Here is an 18,536-nt window from a genome sequence, read left to right on the forward strand (position 1 = left end):
GCATGACCGATATCCTTCCCATTGCCGGCAGGCCGCTGTTGCAGGTGAAAAATCTGACGGTCGAGTTCCCTCTGCGCACCGGCGTCTTTCGCGCCGTCAGCGATCTGTCTTTCTCGATCGAGCCGGGCAAGACGCTCTGCGTCGTCGGCGAAAGCGGATCCGGCAAGTCGGTGACGGCGCGTTCGATCCTGCAGATCGTCGATGCGCCCGGCCGCATATCCGGCGGATCGATCATACTGAACGATCAGAACGGCGGCTCGATCGATCTGACCAGCCTCAATCCGCGCGGGCGTCAGATCCGAGCGATCCGCGGCCGCGACATCGCGATGATCTTCCAGGAGCCGATGTCGTCGCTGTCGCCGATCCACACGGTCGGCAACCAGATCGTCGAGGCGCTTCGCCTTCACACCAGGATGAGCAAGGCAGAGGCGCGCGCTGAAGCCATATCGCTGCTCAAGCAGGTCGAAATTCCTTCGCCTGATAAAGCGCTGGATCGATATGCCTTTCAATATTCCGGCGGGATGCGCCAGCGCGCGATGATTGCCATGGCGCTCGCCTGCAAACCGCAGTTGCTGATCGCCGACGAGCCGACCACGGCCCTCGACGTGACGACCCAGGCCGAAATTCTCGACCTGATCGCCCGGCTGCAGAAGGCCAAGGGCATGGCCGTTCTGTTCATTACGCATGACATGGGCGTCGTGGCGCAGATCGCCGACGATGTGCTCGTCATGCACAACGGCGTCGCCAAGGAATATGCGCCGGTCGAGCAGATCTTTCATGCGCCGAAAGACGACTATACCCGCATGCTGATCGGCTCGGTGCTGAAGCTGGAAGCGAAGGCCGAAATCCGGCTGGCGCGCCCGCCACTCGACACGACGGCGCCACCGATCCTCGAACTCCGCAATGTATCGATGGATTTCGGCGAGGTGAAAGCGCTGGACGATGTTTCCATTTCGCTTCTGCCGGGCGAGACGCTCGGCATCGTCGGCGAGAGCGGATCCGGCAAGACGACGATGGGTCGCTCGATCATGCGGCTGATCGATCCGACGGCAGGCGAGATCCTCTATCGCCGCGCCGACGGCGACATCATCGATCTGGCAACGGCAAAAGGGCAGACGCTTGCCGCCGCACGGCGGGAGTTGCGGATGGTTTTTCAGGATCCTTTCGGCTCTCTCAACCCTCGCATGACCGTCTCCCAGATCATCGGCGAGCCGCTGCTCGTCAATGGCGTCGCAAAGGGGCGGGCGCTTGAGGAGCGCGTCTGCCATCTGATGGAGCAGGTTGGCCTCGATCCGAGGGCGCGCGAACGCTACCCGCACGCCTTCTCCGGCGGCCAGCGCCAGCGCATCGGCATTGCCCGCGCCATCACCCTCAATCCGCGTGTCATCGTTGCTGATGAAGCAACCTCGGCGCTCGACGTTTCCGTGCGCTCGCAGGTGCTCGATCTGTTGATGCGCCTGCAGGACGAGCTCGGTCTCGCCTACATCTTCATCAGTCATGACATCGGCGTTATCCGCTACATGTGCGACCGTGTCGGCGTCATGTACAAAGGCCAGCTCGTCGAAATCGGCGATGCGGAGAAGGTCTGCCGCACGCCTGAGCACGCCTATACGCAGGCGCTCATATCAGCGATCCCGCGCCCCGATCCGCGCGATCGCGATCATTCGCGGCGCTTCCGCTATGTCGCGCCGGACATTTTGAAGGATGGGAGTTCTCAGCGATGAAAATCACCGGGATCCGCACTTTTCTCATGCTTGTCGGTCAGCCCGATCCGGCGAACTGGGCTTCCGACCAACGTTCTGGCGGTGGCGCCTCCAAGCAGTTCGGCGGCACCAGAAACTGGCTCTTTCTGAAGATCGATACCGATGAGGGTATCACCGGCATCGGTGAATGCTCGGGTTGGCCGCGTGTCGTCGAGACGGCGATCCATGATCTCGCCCCACTCCTCGTGGGCGAAGATCCGGCCCATACCGAGCGGCTGTGGCAGAAAATGCATATCGCCATGATGGGCCATGGCATGCTCGGGACGGTCGGCGGCGGTGCGATGACCGGCATCGACATGGCGCTTTGGGACATCAAGGGCAAGGCGCTCGGCGTGCCTGTCTGGATGCTGCTCGGCGGCAAGGTGCGTGACCGGATCCCGATCTATTCGCATGCGAATACGCCCGAGCGCGCGCTTGCTCTCAAGGAGCGCGGCATAAAGGCGATCAAATGCGGCGGTGTCGCCGATCCGGTCCGCAAGGTCGCCGCGCTGCGTGACGCCGTCGGTGACGACATGGACATCGCCATCGATCTGCATGGGCCGCCGTGGTTGACGCCTGCGGATGCCTGCCGGCTGGTGCGGGCGCTCGAACCCTATGAATTGATGTGGGTGGAAGATCCGATCGCGCCGGAGAATATCGACGGCTACCGGCGTATCCGCGACGCAGCACATGTACCGCTTGCCGCCGGCGAGCGCTCGGCGACCATCTTCGGCGAGCGTGAGCTCATCGAGAAGGAACTGGTCGACGTCATCCAGCCGGACACCGGCCGGGCCGGCGGTATCACACAGATGAAGAAGATCGCGGCCATGGCCGAAGCCCATCATATCCAGATGGCGCCGCATTCGGGCTCGCTCGGGCCGGTGGCGGAATATGCGGCTCTGCATCTGCTTGCGGCGATCCCGAACGCCCTCATCCTCGAGCGCCTTGACGATGACTGGGACGGCCGCCGCCAGACGATCGTGTCGCACCCGCAACAGGTCGACGGCCTGATCGCCGTTCCTGATGGCCCGGGACTTGGCTGCGATATCGACGAGGCCTTCGTGGCGCGCTTCCCAAGCAACGGCAATGTCTCGGTCCCGCAAAGTGCCGGCGCCTATAATCCCGGAACCGACAACGAGCATCTCTACGTGCAGACGCGCCAGTCGCGCCGCAGCTATTTCAATCGCTAGAAGGACAGAAAGATGAAGATCGACCGCATGCGGGTTTTCATGACCCGCGACAAGGACCGTCCGCGCGTGATCGTCGCGCTCGATACCGATGACGGGCTGACGGGTTGGGGCGAATGCTACAATCACGGCCCCGACAAGGCGCTGCCGCCGCTGCTCGATTATCTCTACGAATTTGTCTCCGGCCAGGACCCGACACGCGTGGAGTATCTCGTCAATCTGCTGATCCAGCAGAGCCGGTTTCCGCCGGGGGCGCTTGGCCTTGCCGCGATCTCCGCGCTCGATCACTGCCTGTGGGACCTTGCGGCCAAGGCGGTGAATGTCCCGGTCTACAAGCTGCTCGGCGGCGAAGTGCGCGACCGCATCAAGGTCTATGCCGGTGTCTATACCGCGCCGGATGCGCCTGCGGCCCGCGACGAGTTCGATCGTCTGAAGGAGGGGTGGGGTTTCACCGCCTTCAAGCTCAGCCCCTGGCGTATCGACATGCATTCCAATCGCTGGGGCAATGTCGTCAAAGCCTCGGCGGATTATTTCCGCTCGCTGCGCGAAACGGTCAATGACGAATACGAGATCGCCTTCGACGCCCATGCGAAGATTTTCGAGCCGATCGCAGCAAGGCAACTCGGCAATGCCTTGGCGCCCTACGACCCTCTGTTTTTCGAGGAGCCGCTGCGTCCTGAAAATATCGAGGCCTGGGGCGATCTGAAACAGGGGCTCAACTGCACACTTGCGACCGGCGAGTCGCTCTACAACAGAAACGAGTTCCTGCGGCTGCTGCAGGTCAAGGGCGCCGACCTCATCCAGCCCGACATCTGCGTCGTCGGCGGCATCAGCGAAATGCGCCGTATTGCAACGCTCGCCGAAGCCTTCTTCGTCGGTGTGGCGCCGCACAACCCGATGGGTCCGCTTGCGACGGCGGTCAACGTTCATTTTTCTGCGGCGGCACAGAATTTTCGTATCCTCGAATACCGGCTGCCAAAGGGACAGGCCTACGTCTATGGCGGCCTCGATATCGAGAAGCGGGAGGGGGAAACCCGTTATGTGGTCGATCCCTATCTACCGAAGGACGGTTATCTGGAGCTGCGTCCCGACCGGCCGGGCTGGGGCGTCGAAATGGACGAGAAGGCGATGGAAGAGGAAGGCTACATCCATTGGCAGCGGCGCGTGCCGAAGCGGCCCGACGGCTCCTACGCGTTCGCCTGAGGGCATTGCGCGCTTTAAACAGAAGCTGGCCGCCCGGATGGACGCGGCCAGCTCCAGCAGCGCGACGCTTCTAGAGCATGATGCCGAAAAGTGTGAGCGGTTTTCGGGTTACATCATGCTCTAACTCTTTAATTTAGAACAGGATTCAGATTTTAGGCCGACGGGCCTAAAATCATCCTGTTCTAGGCATCTTTCGGCAGCACTGAGCGAACCCTTGCGATGAAGACATGGAAGTCCTGCATGAAAGTGCGAAGGAAATCGGCGGTGGTGTCTTTCCTGACCTCGCCGTCATCGGTGATCAGCCCCGGAGTGAACTGGATGTAGGCTTCCGGGGCATTCATCTGGGGAGAGTTGCAGAAACTGAGCACGCTGCGCAAATTCTGCTGGGCGACTGCCGTGCCTATCGCGCCCGGCGACGTGCCGATCACCGCTGACGGCTTACGTGTGAACGAGTTGGTGCCGTAGGGGCGGCTCGCCCAGTCGATTGCGTTTTTCAGCCCGCCGGGTATGGATCGATTGTATTCGGGCGTGACGAACAGCACGGCGTCGACGGCCGCGATCGCCGCCTTGAATGCCTTGCCAGCCGGAGGATAGTCGGCGTCATAGTCGTAGCTATAGAGCGGCAGGTCCTTGAAGGATATCTCCGACATTTCAAGTTCCGGCGGGGCGAGCCGCACCAACGCCTTGGCGAGCTTGCGGTTGATCGAGCCCTTGGCGAGGCTGCCGATGAGATAGCCTACTTTATGCGTGGTCATGGCGTTCTCCAATATCTCGCATGATGATGGCAAGTCACTAATCGCCGAGGAACGTGACCGTCTCGCCGAGCGGGGCGCGGCCTGTACGGGCGTAACTGACCGTGGGGTCCTCGTAGCCGATCGACATGCCGCAGAAGAGGATGAGCCCGTCCGGGGGTGAGAGGACCTCGGCGACCGTCTCGCGAACCTGCGACCACGCCATCTGCGGGCAACTGTGCAGACCTTCGGCGCGGAGCAGCAGCATGATGGTCTGCAGATACATGCCGACGTCGGCCCATTGGGGTAGGCCCAGGTCACGGTCGATGTAGCAGAACAGGGCGGCGGGCGCGCCGAAACAGTTCCAGTTGGCGATTGCTGCCCGCTGGCGCGCCTCCCAGTCCTCGCGCGCAATGCCGAGCGCGCTGTAGCGCTCCTTGCCGAAGGTGGACCGGCGCTCCCCGTAGGGGGGCTTCAGCTCGTGCGGGTACATCTCGTACTGCCGCTTGTCCCAGGGGTCACCATGGGCCACGCGCTCGACGGCGGACGTCTTGAGCTCTGCCAGCGATGCGCCGGTCATCACGTAGGTATTCCACGGCTGGATGTTCGATCCTGACGGCGACCAAGCTGCGGCGGACAGCACACGCTCAAGCACCTCCCTGTCCACAGGCTCGTCTTTGAACCCTCGCACCGACCGTCGACTTTTGACTGCCTCATATACGTCCATGGTCGCCTCCGTCCGCCCGGACGGCCGGGTCAGCGTTGTGGCCCAACATCGCGCCTGGCAGCATTAGCACCCCATCGCCGACCACCTTTATGTCAATCTCGCCGATATCAAGCACATAACGCAGCGGAGCCAGCTCGCCGGGTTCCGGTCTACCGGGGTATGAGGTGTTGTCCATACTCATGGTCGTTCGTCCTGACTGTTCCGTTCCTGATGTGGTTCATTATCTCCATTCGCGAAGGAGGCGTAATCACACCGTGGTCTAGGAGGCGTACATCAAATGTACATCAGGGATCGATGCGTTCGAGGGCATGTAGGCGAAGCATCGCGGGACTTGGCGCTTACGCTCAAGCCGCAGTCATCTCCTCGAAACCGCGTTCTTCGCCATTGCGCTGCTCTTCGCTGCCGCGGCGCCAATCATCAGCTGCAGGATCAATGTTTCGTCATTTTCATTGGGTGCTCACGGCTTGGACACAGTCTACTTCGGTGCGAGAGTACGATCCGAAGATGTCAGCGAGCGTATCGAGTATCGCCCTGGCCGCGCCGGATTGAAGTGAATAGTAGATCGTCTGGGCGGCTCGTCGCGTCTGCACGAGTTCCTGTTCTCGAAGAATTGCCAGATGCTGCGAAGTCGAAGATTGGCTCAATCCCACCTCGTCGGCCAGGAAGGTCACGGACATTTCTCCCTCGGCCAGCAGATGCAGAATGTGAAGCCGTTTGGCGTTCCCCATGGCCGACAGGAAGTTTGCTTCGTTTTCGAAGGCGTTGGTTTCAGGGGAAGGCGCGGTTGACGATTGATTGTTCACGGCGTGATCTCCTTTGGGGAACCAAAGCCGGGCACCAAGTCATATCGCCGAGCTTTAATTTAGGATTAACGCATGGGTGCGAGAGCGAAACCCTTTGCCGGCGCCGCGTCGTCTTTTTTGGCGCAAATCGGATACGACTCGCCTCAAATGGACAGCGGCCGCAGATGATGTTCGAGGCCGGCATCTTCCACTTTTGGAAGACACGCGGCTAAAAGCATAAATCAAAGACTTAAAGCGCGTCGATGATCCGGATTGACGCGACGCGTTTTAGCGCGCGCCAGCCTGGCGCATTTGCGCGGGCAGTGTTTCCCACGCTCGGATCAATTCGCCGATGGAGGCGGCCTCCATCTTGTGCATGACATTGCTGCGATGCAGCTTGACCGTCACTTCGCTGATGCCGAGATCGAAGGCGATCTGCTTGTTGAGGCGACCGTGCGCCACTTCATGCAGAACCTCGCGCTCGCGCTGCGTCAGCGTCTCCAAGCGCTTGATATTGCGCTCGGCGACCGCGGCTTCGGCCCTTCGTTCGGCATCCATCGCAATGGCCGCTGTGATGGCGTCGAGCAGGGTCTGGTCCCGCACCGGTTTGGTAAGAAAGTCTACAGCGCCGGCCTTCATCGCCTGAACGGTCATCGGAATGTCGCCATGCCCGGTCAGGAAGATGATCGGCTTGGAAATGCCCTGTTCGGCCAGGTGACTCTGCAGGTGGAGACCGCTTGCTCCCGGCATGCGCACATCGAGGATCAGGCAGCCGGGGCTGTCCAATATATCGGCATCAAGCAGTTCGCGGGTCGAGGCAAAACTGGTCGACTGGAAACCAGCCGACAGGATCAGCTCCGACAGCGCTTCGCGAACGGAGGCGTCGTCATCGACGATAATGACGAGCGGCTGGTTCTCTTCATAACTGCGCTGCAATGATAACGGCGCCGATCTCCGCAGCAACGGCTGGTCAACTCTCATGTTACCCTCCATCTGTCGATTTATGCAAGGCTTTGGCGATGGCCGCCAGCAGGGCCTGGGCATCGAAAGGCTTGCGGAAAAATCCGCCCACGCCTTGAGCGCGGCCCTGATCTGCTATCTCGTGGCGGCCCGTGATCAGGAATACCGGCAGCTCCGGCCGTGATTTCCTCACCAGGTCGCGAAGTTCGAAACCGTCGATGCCAGGCATTCCGATATCGGTGATGAGCAGGTCGAGGTCCGACAGCCCGTTGACGAGCAGCGAGCCCGCCGACGAGAAGCTGCGAGCCACATAACCCGCGGATTCCAGAAGGTCGCCCATCGATTCGAGCAACCTTGGATCGTCATCGACAATTGCCACGACGTGTCTTGTCTTGTTCATGTTCAATTCCCTCCCACTCGGCGCGAGTGGGTTATCGGTATTTCCAATCTCTCCGCGATCCGGACGAGATCGGCGAGCGATGCCGCCGCCATTTTCTGCATCACATTTCTTCTATGGATCTGCAGCGTCACTTCGCTGATCCCCAATTCGGCTGCTGCCTGCTTGTTGAGAAGGCCGCTGACGACGAGCGGCAGCACCTCGCGCTCTCGCGGCGTCAGGTCGAGATAGTGTTGCCTCAGCATGTGGAGTTCGGCGCGTTGCGACCTCTTTTCCCGATCCTCAGCGATCGCCGCATGAATTGCCGCCATCAGGTCCGCGTCGCTGAAGGGTTTGGTCAGGAAATCCACCGCGCCATGCTTGATCGCACGCACGGAGGAGGGGATGTCGCCGTGTCCTGTGATGAAGACGATCGGCGGATGGTCCCTGTCGGCGATCTGTTTTTGCAGATCGAGGCCGTTGATGTCAGGCAGCTCGATATCGAGGATGAGGCAGGCGGGGACGTCAGGCTTGTCGGCTCTGACGTAATCACAGGCCGATTCGAAGGCGATGGCGCGCATGCCATGCGATTCCAGCAGCTCGCCGAGGGCTTCCCGAATGCGTTCATCGTCATCGACGATGAAGACAATATGGTCATCCGCCGTCATGACGCCGCCTTCGTTTCTATGGGCAAGGTGAAGAGCAACGTCGCTCCGTGCGGATTGTTCTTCTCCGCCCACAATCGTCCGCCATGCAGCTCGACGATCGAGCGGCAGATTGCCAGCCCCATGCCCATGCCATTTTCCTTCGTCGTGAAGAACGGCTCGAACATCCTCTCGGGAAACGCGATACCCTGGCCGCGATCGCTGATTTCGGTCTGGATGCCATTCCCCACCTGGTGCACGCGCATTTCGATCACCTTGTCGCCTGCAATGGCTTCCATCGCCTCGATGCCGTTGCGGATGAGATTGATCAGAACCTGCTGGATCTGGACGCGGTCGATTGCGACGAGCGGAAGGTTGCGGTCGATGTCCACGTCGATCCGGACGCGACGCCGCGACGCCTCGTCGGCCATAAGGTTGCGCGCTTCATCGATGATGCTGGAGAGCGTCGTTTGGATCCTCCTGTCTACGGATTGCTTGAACAAGGCGCGAATGCGGCTGACGACGTCCGCCGCCGAGTTGGAATCCCGGATGATGCGCTCGACCGTCCTCTGCGCCCGCTCGATGTTCGGCGGGTCGGCTGTCAGCCAGCGCTGGCAGGCATGCGAATTGGCCACGACGGCCGCGAGTGGTTGGTTCACCTCGTGGGCGATCGAGGCCGAAAGCTCGGCAAGGCTCGCCGCCTGGCTCGCTCGGGCAAGACCCTCTTGCGCCTGACGCAGCTCTTCTTGCACGCGAACCTCGCCGTCGATGTCAAGGCATATGACGTTCCACTGCACGATGGCGCCTTCGGCGTTGCGCATCGGCGCGGCACGCGTCTCGACCCAGCGATATTCGCCATCGAACCGTCGCAGGCGATGCTTGCGCGCATAGGGTTCGCCGGTGGCGAGCGAATGGGCATATCTCTCCTTCACCTCGGCCACGTCGTCAGGGTGAACGCCGGCGTCGAGCGTGCCGGCCAACCGTGACTTGCCGGTTCCGTCCAGCTCTTCGAGCTTGTATCCGAGAAAGTCGCGAAGCTGAGGATTGCGATAGACGGGTTCTCCATCAGGAGCTGCGCAATCGATCATTGCCGGCAGCGTTTCGACGATCTGCCAGAGCGAGCGTTCCCTCTCTCGCAACGCCTCCTCGACGCGCAGTTGATCATCGATGTCATGCGAGAGACCGTACCACTGGACGATCCGCCCGTTTTCGTCCCGCAGCGGCTCGGCGCTGCCCTTCACCCAGCGATAGACGCCATCGGCGCGCCGCAGGCGATACTGTTTGGAGAAGCGCGCGCCGGTTGCGAAGGAATGATTGAGGGCTTCGGCAAGGCTTTCTGCATCGTCGGGATGGATGGCGGCTTCTATGAGAGCCGCCAGCCGGCTCATCCCCGTCTTGTCCATTTCCGTCATATCAAGACCGAGAAAATCGATCAGGCGCCTGTTGAAAAAAGTCGGCTCGCCGCTCGGATCCAGCCGCCAGAGCAGACTCGGAACGATGTCGACGAGCGTCGACAGCTCCCGTTCCCGCTCGCGAAGCGCTTGCTGCGCGCGCACTTCGTCATCGATATCGATTGCCGCCGCGTACCATTGCAAGATCGCTCCATTTTGATCCCGCAGCGGTTCTGCGCGGCCTTCCATCCATCGATATACGCCGTCGGCCCGGCGTCGGCGGTATCTTATGGTGTAGGGCTCGCCGGTGGCGAGGGCGTGGCCGAGAATCTCTTTCATGCGGGGCGCATCCTCGGGATGGACTGTCGCCCCGATGATGGCTGCCGAGCGGCTGATCTCCGGCTTGTCCCAGGCCGCGACGTTATCCACGCCGATGGATTCCAAGGTGCGCTTGCTGAAGAAGGTCGGTTCGCCATTGGGCGCCATGCGGGCAATGTGGACGGGGACCACGTCGACGAGCAGCGACAGCTCCTGCTCCCGATTGCGCAACGCCTCCAGCGCGCGTACCTCATCGTCGATGTCGAGCGAAACGCCATACCATTCCGCGACCGTTCCGTCTTCGTCGTGCCGGGGCTCCACCCGGCATTCCGCCCAGCGGTAGACGTCATCCTTTTCGCGCCAGCGAAATCGCATCGCGGAGCCATCGCCGGTTTCGAAGCAGTTCCTGAGTGTACGCAGGATATCGGGAGCGTCTTCGGGATGAACCAGCTGCTGCAGCAGATCGTCGATGCGCGGTTCACCGAGAGTGTCGAAATTGGCGATAACGGAGCGGAAATGATCCTGATACCGCTTATTGAAATAGAATGAGCCGCCGGTAGGCTCCACACTCCAGATCCGGACCGGCACGGCGTCTATGATCTGCTGAAGCTGTTGTTGGCTCCGCCGCACAGCCTCTTCGGCATGAACCTGATCGTCGATGTCGTGACAAAGACCGTACCACTGGACGATATGCCCCGACTGATCCCGCATCGGTTCGGCACGGCTCGACATCCAGCGATAGAGGCCGTCGGCGCGACGCAGTCGATACCGCGTGGCGAAGCTCTCACCGGTGACGAGGCAATGGCGAAGGGCATTCCTGAATCCCGCTGCATCCTCGGGATGAACGATGGTCTCCAGGACCGCCTCCAGCCGGTTCACGCCGGGTTTGTCCGAGTCCGCGACGTCAAGACCGAGAAAATCGACCATCCGTTTGTTGAAGAAGGTCGGTTCGCCGTCGGGGGTCAGACGCCAGACGTGGCTCGGAACCATATCCACGAGCTGCGAGAGTTCCCGCTCACGGTCGCGCAGCGTATCCAGGCTTTGGCGCAATGTGAGCACTGCCAGCTGGTGCTGCCGGGATATGGCAGCCACGATGAGCGCCGAAAATGCCGAGATCGCCAGAAAAAGCTGCAGCATGACCTGCTTGTGCTTCTGGAACTCGGGATCGCCGGCAAACTGGCTGGTGCCTGTTATCGTGAACAGCGCCGTGATCAGGGCGAGGAGAGCCAAGGATACGGCAGCGCCTTTGAACTCGAAGCGAACCGCAGCCCAAAGAAGGGGCGGCATGATGATGTATGCGAAGGGGAGGTAGCCGCTCAGAGAAAGACCGGCAACGCCGAGAAAGATCAACCCAAGGACGCAAGCCTCCACCCATTGCGTTGCTGAGAGCCGGGTCTTGCCGCGCCAGCTTTGAAACACAACCAGTGCCAGCGGCGCTACAATCAAGACGCCGGTGGCGTCTCCGATCCACCATAGAGGCCAAGCTGCGGAGAAAGACTGCGATTGTATGCCAAACCACGCCAGTGTCGCACTTCCCACGGTCGCACTGACGATGGGCGCAATCCCGGCGCCCAGTACGACAAATGCGAAAACGTCCTGCAAGGTTTCCAACCGAACTGGCCGCGTCAAGGTCCGGTTGACGAGCCATGCCCCGGCCACCGCTTCAAGGGCGTTGCCGATGTAGATCAGAAAGGCCGCGGGCAGGGGGCTGTGGAACCATAAGTAATTGCTGAACAGTTCAGCCAGGCAGCCCCCCAGTACCCACCAGGGCCAGCTGTAGCGGGAGGCGAGGACAAGTGTCGCGATGAAAAGCCCCGCCGCAGGCCAGATGGAAATACCGGTTCCAGGGACGATTGCGAGCGACTGCGCGAATCCGCAGGCCAGCACATAGGCCGCGATGAAAAGCCCCAGATGCAGGGGTCGAGGGCGGTGCGACCAGACGCTGATCATCAGCTGTTCCTGCCGGGCAGACAAAGCCAGGCGATCGTCAGCGTTTCGTACTGTCGTTGTTCTCGGTTTCGGGTCTGGCGGGCTCATGATCGAAGCGTAACCCCGTCACACTACAACCGCAACTCATGGAAACCCATGCATTGAGCGGGGATGTAGCCGCCGCGCGGGGTCGGAATTTTCGGCGCGAGCGAAGACCGACATGTCGTTCCGTCTTGCCGGTCGGTCATCCTAACCTTCGGGCTGGCTCCGCTATATCCTACGGCTAAGCCGCTAGACCTCTTACATAGTAGAAGGGGGCTGGCTATCCGGTCATTGTGTCGCCGTTCGCGCCGCGCAACTCGGCGGCGGTAATGCATGTTGCCCGAAAGGGTGCCGCGGTTTTAGGAAGACGGCATGCGATGGAGGATGCTGATATGAAAATCACGGTGGTTGGAGCAAGTGGCCTTATCGGAACGCGGCTCAGCGAGAACTTGCGCCGTTCAGGTCACGAGGTAATGGCCGCATCATTGTCGCTGGGTGTCGATACGGTTTCGGGCAAGGGCCTCGAAGCGGCCGTGGCGGGAACCCAAGTCATTGTCGATGTGACCAATGCCGCATCATTCGGCGACAGTGCTGCACTGGATTTTTTCAAGGCTTCGACAAGGAATTTGCTCGCGGCCGCGACCGAGGCTGGCGTCAGGCACTATCTTGCACTCTCTGTCGTCGGCACGCCGCGCCTCGTGGAAAGCGATTATTTTCGTGCGAAAATGGTGCAGGAAAACCTCATCAGGGCTTCAAGCCGACCCTATACGATTCTCCGCTCCACACAGTTTTACGACTTCATCAGCGGATTGATCGACACCGGTGCTGATGGTGATGTATTTCGATTGCCCCCGGCATTCATAAGGCCGGTCGCAGCGAGCGACGTCGCCGCATTGCTGGCGGAATTGGCAGTCGGAATGCCGTTGGACGATATCGCCGAAATCAGTGGCCCGGAACAATTCGGTATCGACGAAACCGCCCGGATCTATCTCACCGCGAATGAGGATGAGCGGCAGGTCGTAACGGATCCATCCGCATCGTATTTCGGGGTTGAATTGACTGAAGACGCGCTGCTTCCTGAAGCCGGTGCGCGGGTGGCGGCCAAGAAGCTATCCGACTGGCTCAACCAATCGATGGGGGAGTAGGCCGTGCGGCTTTTGGAGCCGGATGCGACGATGGACCGGCATAGTTGCCGAGTCCGGTTTGATCAGTGAGTGCGGCCCCAATGGCTCATCGCAATCTTCAAATCGAGGTGAACAGGGATTTCAAGACTTGCTTTCAAAATGATTGTGCATTAAATAATCGTATCCGAGATAAATGGAGTCAAGCTATGTTGAAGATGTTTGTTGCCGCCGCCGCAATCGCTGCGGGAAGCGTTTTGAATGCCTACGCGGCCGAGAAGCCGACGGTCGTCCTTGTGCATGGCGCATTCGCCGATGCCTCCAGTTGGAATGGCGTAATTACACGTCTCGAAAGGGATGGATATCCAGTGGTGGCGGTTGCCAATCCGCTTCGAAGCGTAACGTCGGATGGCGATTACGTGCGCAAAGTGGTCGCGGGATTGAAGACGGACGTTGTTCTCGTTGGTCACTCCTACGGCGGCTCAGTCATCAACCAGGCCGCAGCAGGCAGCGCCAATGTCAAATCACTCGTCTTCGTCGCGGCCTTCGCGCCTGATGTTGGGGACACTGCCGTCGCGCTTTCAGGTAAGTTTCCGGGAAGCACGCTCGCACCGACCCTTGCTGAACCCGTCCCGTTGGATGGTGGAGTAAAGGACCTGTACATCAAGCAGAGCGCGTTTCACGATCAATTCGCTGCAGATGTATCCAAGGCGGAGGGCAAGCTGATGGCCGCAACACAGCGCCCCATCACTGATAAGGCTCTTGGCGAGGCCTCGACTGCGGCGAGCTGGAAGAAGATCCCGTCCTGGTTCGTCTATGGTGACGCGGATAAGAACATACCGCCGGCAGCGCTCGCATGGATGGCGGATCGGGCGGACTCGAAAGAGACGGTCGTGGTTAAAGGCGCGTCTCACGTCGTGATGGTCTCTCATCCCGATAAGGTCGCGAAGGTCATCGAAGACGCTGCGTCCAGCAAATAAACGGCGTAGCTGCGGCTCCGCGGCCGGATCAGCACTGATCCGGTCGTGGTAAGGCAATACGCAACGCGAGATGCCGAACTCCCTTTTCTCTCGAACCGTCGGGCCTTATCCTATCCAAGGCCCAAGGCCCAAGGCCCAAGGCCCAAGGCCCAAGGCCCAAGACCCAAGACTGTCTCGGCTCTCATGGACGCGTGATCCTGTAGACCAGCAAATCATCCGAATCCACAAGCTTGGTTGCGGTCTTGTCCAGATAGTCGATGACACCATCATGATGCTCGACGAACAGCCGGTCCTGCTTGTCGACGGCGTTCTTGGCCGCGCCGAACAGATCCGCGCCCTGCGCGCGCAGTTCCTCGAGCTGCGCGATCGCGGTGGCGTCATCCGCGACGAATTTCGACCATTCGACATCGCCTCCGCCAGGCGGGAACACCCAGCCGCGCGCCCTGCTGTAGTAGACTGCGACGGGATCGCCGACCTCGGGCGCGATGGCAACGACAAGGTCGCCCGGTTGCGCCAGCCGCGCCAGTTCCTCGCCAAGCAGCTTGCCGTTCATGGCGATTGGCTTCTTCATCGTCCTGACGAGGGGAAAGGTCGACCAGACAAGCGCGAGGGCCGCGATGCAGATCGAGCGAAGCACGACCGCAGGCGTTAGAACGGTTCCCGATGCAAGCGCTGCCAGAAGAAGCGCGCCGCGGCCGCAGAACATCGCGACCGGCACATCGAAGATGTGGAAGTTCCACACATTGCTAGTGATCTCGCCCGCCGCCGCCAGATAAACGATCATGGCCGCAGCCGACCACACATAGGGAATGCGCGAAAGGGTGCATTGCTTCGGGTCTTCGGCGGGTCTGGGCGGTATCCACAAGCCGACCGCGAGCAGCACCATGAACGGATAGCCGTAGAACCACAAGACCGAGGTGTTCCACGCGGATTTGAAGTAGAAGCCGTTCCTGAAGTATGTCCAGAAGCCGAAATCCCAGATATAACCGCCGCTGCCGGCGACATGAAACGGCGGATAGCTGCGGCCGAGATAAATCGCCCAGCTGAAATAAGCGCCGATGATGGCCAGGCTCAAGATCCCCGACAGGAAGACCCAGGTCGCCTGCTTTCGCTTCTTCTCCAGAATCCAGCAGACCATCAGATAGAAGATGACGGCACCGGCAGCGATGCCTGGTGGCTTTGACAGCACACCGAGCGTGAAGCTTACCGTTGCGACCGGCAAGAGCCAGCCGCTGCCGCCGGCCCAGTATTTGGCGAACAGCCAGACGCCAAGAGTCACCAAGGCCAGCATCGCGGGATCGGGAAGAAACGAGCTGTCGATCATGATTGTCGCCGGCATCAGCGCGTAGGCAAGTGCTGCCGCGTGGGCATGCATCTCGTCCCAGCAGAGCGCGGTTAGCCTGTGCAGCGAAAACACCGTCACCAGACCGAAGAAGGCCGCAACCATGCGGCCGAACCAGTCGTGCCAACCGAAGAGTTGGTAGAGCAGGGCTGTGAGATAGCTGACGATCTGGAACTCGCGGCCCTGATAGCTTGGCCCAGGCCCGGTCCAGCTGACCTCCGGAAAGAAGATGTTCCAGCTGCGCTGCTGGAAATTGTCGGCCATCATTGCGGTGCTTATCTCGCGCCAGCTGAAGCCGTCGACCAGCGGCAAGGTGATCTTGTGGAATCTGAAGACGATCGCAATAAACAGGATCCCCAGCAAGATCGCCGTGTTGAGGTAGTTGCGAGCAGCCATGTCCCGGTCGGTCGTCTGCTGCGGGTATTGCTGACCTTCGGCCTGTTTCAATTCCAGGTCGTCCGTCCTCTGAAACCCTGTCCTCCGTGACGCCCGAGGCGGCGCGATACGCGCCGGCATCGGATCGTGAGGAAGATTAGGCTGAGCGGGATCTCGCCGCCGGCGCGGTCGGCTGCGGAGCTGCTCGTAGGCTTCACCGAGCAGCGGCTCGGACGGCTTGCGGGGCGGCTTTGTCATGATGGCAGTTCATCAGCAAAGCCTTAAAAAGCAATTCACCCAGATTGATTATTGATTCATGCGAACATAATAAGAACGTCGGCGGGCGGCTGCCAATCTGAAAACTGAGATATGGAGTGCGGAGATGCGCGAGCCGCCGATCAGCGAAGCCGTGGGAGACGATGAGCGTGAGCAGGTGATCGCCAATCCAAGGGCGATATGCACGCCGCTATCGGCACCCTGCTGGAGGACACCCGATTGGTGATCTGGCGGCGGGCACGATAATGAGCGAGCATATTTCCATGTCGGCCGAACAGCGCTCAACTCCAGCAGCCTGGATCAGTGCTTCGGGGATGCCCCAAGCTTGACAAAAAGACAGCCATTGCCGATCTCTATTTGCGTCAGAAGGTCCGCCCTTACCTCTTCGCCAACGACCGCTTTTATGTGCCGCCACTTTTGACTCTTCGGATGTGCGGGCACCGGTACGCCTTCTCGCAAAAAAAGCGTTACTTCAGGAACTTCATCTGATTTGTAGATGCAAATTCTCACCGGCTCACGTCCCTGTTAGCAGCAAATATTGTGCACTGCAAAACAAGAAATGGCAAACATTCATTTGCCGGGTAAGTCAACGTTGGGCCGGTGCAGACCCGTGATGCTGAGGCGCACCCTGCCGCCCGATGCTGAGAACGGCGTCCGTCGGAAGGTCGAGGGGCGCGACGCCGGAGGTTTGGACGTTTTCACCTAAGTCGCCGGGCTTCACCGCCTCGAAGCGTTCAAGAAACCTTTATGAAGCTCAGGGTTGAACTCGTCGCACCCCGCTCCAAATTCCGTCGGCGGCAGTCGAAAAGGAGGGGAGGCGTGCATGGGTAAGGCACAGATCGATCGGGGCGGTCGGGTCAGATCAGGCTTGGGTTTCATTCTCGTTCTCGTCACCCTCCTGTTCAGCCCTCAATCATTCGCCGCACCAGTCGATGTCGGCGGCCTGACGGTGACGCTGCCCGACCCTGCCTCCGGTTGGAGGAAGGCGGGCAAGGGCAATCTCTTCATGCTCCAGAAGGATTTTCCGGAAACGGAGGACGGCAAGCGCGGCAGTGCTCTGACGCAGATCACTAAGCCGCTCCCGGCAGCGCGTAATTCCCTGCAGGCCGGTATGAAGACCTTCGTCGCGACGCTGCCCGACATGGCGAAGGAAGATATTCTGATCAAGCACTACGGGGTCACGGTAAACGGCTATGACATCCGCGTGGAAGAACGCTGCTGCGTCCATCAGAAGAACGTGAGCATCAGCCAGATCGTCGTCGGCATCGCCGGCGACAAGCGGCAGGCCTTTCTGCAGCTCGTGCTGCTGAATGTGAACGGTGAGAGAAGCAGTAGCGCCGAGGCCGATTTCGCTGCCCTGGTCCGCTCGGTGAAGCTTGATCCTTCCGACAAGGATTTCGACCTCGTGCCGACGAGCGGCGACGGCGGGCTGGACGGCGTCTTCACCCATCTCGATACCGGTATCCGGCCGAATGTCTTTGGCGGCATGGATTTTTATTCGGACAGCACGATCAGCATGTTCGACCCGAAGGGGCTGTTCAGCACAGAACTGCCGAAGGGCGGCCGGAGCATCACCGAACATTGCAAGGAGACCCCGACCGATTGCGGCCTCTACAAGCTTGTCGGCGGCGGTTTTTTCTCTTCCGCCGGGTCGATCGAAATGCGCAGTGTCACCTCTGCCTACGGCACGATCGAGATCGAGACGAAACCATTCTCGAAAAAGGGCGAAGACCTGGTGATTGCCGAGGCAGACTACCGCGCCGCACCGCCGTTTGATGAGGGCACGACGCTTGACGGCGAATGGGTATCCACCTTCGCCTCGAGCGGCATGACCGCGACCTCATCGGGATCGATGGCGTCCAGCCATACGCTGAGGCTTCATCGAAACGGTACTTTCGAACGCACAGGCTGGTCCGGCGCCTCGATGACGAACGAAATCGGCGGATCGCAATCAGGCGTCACCACATCAGGCAACCGGCCGGGCGCAAGTGGGCGCTACAAGCTTTCCGGCTATCGTCTCGACCTGACCGACGCGAGCGGCAAGATGGAGACCATGAGCATATTCGAGCCGGACAAAGGCTCCGATGGGCTTCTGGTGATCAACGGCAGCAATTACCTGAAGGACGACGGGAAATAGCCAGACAGCGTCCAAGCTATTGATAAATTGGATTTATACGGCGACCTGATTGACCTCCCGGTCGGGCGGAAAGCCACCGTGGTTATCAGTCACTTCGAGCCGTCGGCAATGCGCGAATCACCTGAAATCTGTCTCAGGTCGCGAGCCGTCTCGGCGGTCTGAAACGGGCGGTTTGGTTAAGCATTTGTAAATTGGTAACGAATCGAGGCATATAGTAACTGCGCAACTGAAGCGCTTTCGTTCAAAATTGCGCAGTTACTTGGGAAAAAGATC

Annotated in this window: 14 protein-coding genes; 6 read left to right on the top strand and 8 right to left on the bottom strand. The window is 60.3% G+C overall.

Annotated features, from left to right (window positions below):
• Window positions 1-2: 2 nt before the first annotated feature.
• From CUJ84_RS29450 to CUJ84_RS29460, 3 genes are read left to right on the top strand one after another with little or no spacing between them, the layout of a single operon-like run.
• Entirely contained in the window at window positions 3-1,724 is a 1,722-nt protein-coding gene (locus tag CUJ84_RS29450; protein ID WP_105009136.1) for an ABC transporter ATP-binding protein, read from the top strand.
• Window positions 1,721-2,932, top strand: coding sequence for a mandelate racemase/muconate lactonizing enzyme family protein (locus CUJ84_RS29455; RefSeq protein WP_105009137.1), 1,212 nt, complete (start codon window positions 1,721-1,723; stop codon window positions 2,930-2,932). Before CUJ84_RS29450 ends, CUJ84_RS29455 begins: the two co-directional genes overlap by 4 nt.
• 12 nt (window positions 2,933-2,944) lie before the next feature.
• The gene (locus tag CUJ84_RS29460; protein WP_094088189.1) at window positions 2,945-4,132 is read left to right on the top strand and encodes a galactarate dehydratase; all 1,188 of its coding nucleotides are present in this window, start codon (window positions 2,945-2,947) and stop codon (window positions 4,130-4,132) included.
• A 182-nt stretch (window positions 4,133-4,314) separates the two neighbouring features.
• Here the strand turns inward: CUJ84_RS29460 and CUJ84_RS29465 are convergent, their stop codons facing one another.
• The 7 genes from CUJ84_RS29465 to CUJ84_RS29500 form a co-directional block, all read right to left on the bottom strand.
• Window positions 4,315-4,887, bottom strand: a complete 573-nt coding sequence (locus tag CUJ84_RS29465) for an NADPH-dependent FMN reductase (protein WP_105009138.1) — start codon at window positions 4,885-4,887, stop codon at window positions 4,315-4,317.
• A gap of 37 nt (window positions 4,888-4,924) precedes the next feature.
• Window positions 4,925-5,590 (bottom strand): nitroreductase, encoded by a 666-nt coding sequence (locus CUJ84_RS29470; protein WP_105009139.1) that lies wholly within the window; start codon window positions 5,588-5,590, stop codon window positions 4,925-4,927.
• A gap of 446 nt (window positions 5,591-6,036) precedes the next feature.
• A complete protein-coding gene (locus CUJ84_RS29480) occupies window positions 6,037-6,393 on the bottom strand; it encodes an ArsR/SmtB family transcription factor (protein WP_105009141.1) in 357 nt (118 codons plus the stop codon).
• 267 nt (window positions 6,394-6,660) lie between these two features.
• The gene (locus tag CUJ84_RS29485) at window positions 6,661-7,353 is read right to left on the bottom strand and encodes a response regulator transcription factor (protein ID WP_105009142.1); all 693 of its coding nucleotides are present in this window, start codon (window positions 7,351-7,353) and stop codon (window positions 6,661-6,663) included.
• A gap of 1 nt (window position 7,354) precedes the next feature.
• The gene (locus tag CUJ84_RS29490; RefSeq protein ID WP_105009143.1) at window positions 7,355-7,732 is read right to left on the bottom strand and encodes a response regulator; all 378 of its coding nucleotides are present in this window, start codon (window positions 7,730-7,732) and stop codon (window positions 7,355-7,357) included.
• Between the two features lie 2 nt (window positions 7,733-7,734).
• A complete protein-coding gene (locus CUJ84_RS29495) occupies window positions 7,735-8,376 on the bottom strand; it encodes a response regulator transcription factor (RefSeq protein WP_105009144.1) in 642 nt (213 codons plus the stop codon).
• Window positions 8,373-12,011, bottom strand: coding sequence for a PAS domain-containing protein (locus CUJ84_RS29500; RefSeq protein ID WP_105009145.1), 3,639 nt, complete (start codon window positions 12,009-12,011; stop codon window positions 8,373-8,375). Before CUJ84_RS29500 ends, CUJ84_RS29495 begins: the two co-directional genes overlap by 4 nt.
• 413 nt (window positions 12,012-12,424) lie before the next feature.
• Here CUJ84_RS29500 and CUJ84_RS29505 point away from each other — a divergent pair, with 413 nt between their 5' ends.
• Window positions 12,425-13,177: an SDR family oxidoreductase gene (locus tag CUJ84_RS29505; RefSeq protein ID WP_105009215.1), complete on the top strand. Its 753-nt coding sequence runs from the start codon at window positions 12,425-12,427 to the stop codon at window positions 13,175-13,177.
• A gap of 185 nt (window positions 13,178-13,362) precedes the next feature.
• On the top strand, window positions 13,363-14,133 hold the full coding sequence (locus tag CUJ84_RS29510) for an alpha/beta fold hydrolase (RefSeq protein WP_105009146.1): 771 nt from the start codon (window positions 13,363-13,365) through the stop codon (window positions 14,131-14,133).
• Window positions 14,134-14,314: 181 nt separating this feature from the next.
• Here the strand turns inward: CUJ84_RS29510 and CUJ84_RS29515 are convergent, their stop codons facing one another.
• A complete protein-coding gene (locus CUJ84_RS29515; protein WP_432444918.1) occupies window positions 14,315-16,108 on the bottom strand; it encodes an ArnT family glycosyltransferase in 1,794 nt (597 codons plus the stop codon).
• Between the two features lie 841 nt (window positions 16,109-16,949).
• Between CUJ84_RS29515 and CUJ84_RS29520 the strand changes: the two genes are divergently transcribed.
• Window positions 16,950-18,263: a hypothetical protein gene (locus CUJ84_RS29520; RefSeq protein WP_105009147.1), complete on the top strand. Its 1,314-nt coding sequence runs from the start codon at window positions 16,950-16,952 to the stop codon at window positions 18,261-18,263.
• Window positions 18,264-18,536: the final 273 nt, after the last annotated feature.

The sequence above is a fragment of the Rhizobium leguminosarum genome (assembly GCF_002953715.1).
GTDB classification, from domain to species: Bacteria; Pseudomonadota; Alphaproteobacteria; order Rhizobiales; family Rhizobiaceae; genus Rhizobium; species Rhizobium leguminosarum_V.

Bases quoted from the DNA above. Each gene is read 5' to 3' on its own strand.
- CUJ84_RS29515 (WP_432444918.1), bottom strand. From the start codon at position 16,108: ATGACAAAGCCGCCCCGCAAGCCGTCCGAGCCGCTGCTCGGTGAAGCC.
- CUJ84_RS29470 (WP_105009139.1), bottom strand. From the start codon at position 5,590: ATGGACGTATATGAGGCAGTCAAAAGTCGACGGTCGGTGCGAGGGTTC.
- CUJ84_RS29455 (WP_105009137.1), top strand. From the start codon at position 1,721: ATGAAAATCACCGGGATCCGCACTTTTCTCATGCTTGTCGGTCAGCCC.
- CUJ84_RS29495 (WP_105009144.1), bottom strand. From the start codon at position 8,376: ATGACGGCGGATGACCATATTGTCTTCATCGTCGATGACGATGAACGC.
- CUJ84_RS29510 (WP_105009146.1), top strand. From the start codon at position 13,363: ATGTTGAAGATGTTTGTTGCCGCCGCCGCAATCGCTGCGGGAAGCGTT.
- CUJ84_RS29505 (WP_105009215.1), top strand. From the start codon at position 12,425: ATGAAAATCACGGTGGTTGGAGCAAGTGGCCTTATCGGAACGCGGCTC.
- CUJ84_RS29485 (WP_105009142.1), bottom strand. From the start codon at position 7,353: ATGAGAGTTGACCAGCCGTTGCTGCGGAGATCGGCGCCGTTATCATTG.
- CUJ84_RS29465 (WP_105009138.1), bottom strand. From the start codon at position 4,887: ATGACCACGCATAAAGTAGGCTATCTCATCGGCAGCCTCGCCAAGGGC.
- CUJ84_RS29450 (WP_105009136.1), top strand. From the start codon at position 3: ATGACCGATATCCTTCCCATTGCCGGCAGGCCGCTGTTGCAGGTGAAA.
- CUJ84_RS29490 (WP_105009143.1), bottom strand. From the start codon at position 7,732: ATGAACAAGACAAGACACGTCGTGGCAATTGTCGATGACGATCCAAGG.
- CUJ84_RS29460 (WP_094088189.1), top strand. From the start codon at position 2,945: ATGAAGATCGACCGCATGCGGGTTTTCATGACCCGCGACAAGGACCGT.
- CUJ84_RS29500 (WP_105009145.1), bottom strand. From the start codon at position 12,011: ATGATCAGCGTCTGGTCGCACCGCCCTCGACCCCTGCATCTGGGGCTT.
- CUJ84_RS29520 (WP_105009147.1), top strand. From the start codon at position 16,950: ATGGGTAAGGCACAGATCGATCGGGGCGGTCGGGTCAGATCAGGCTTG.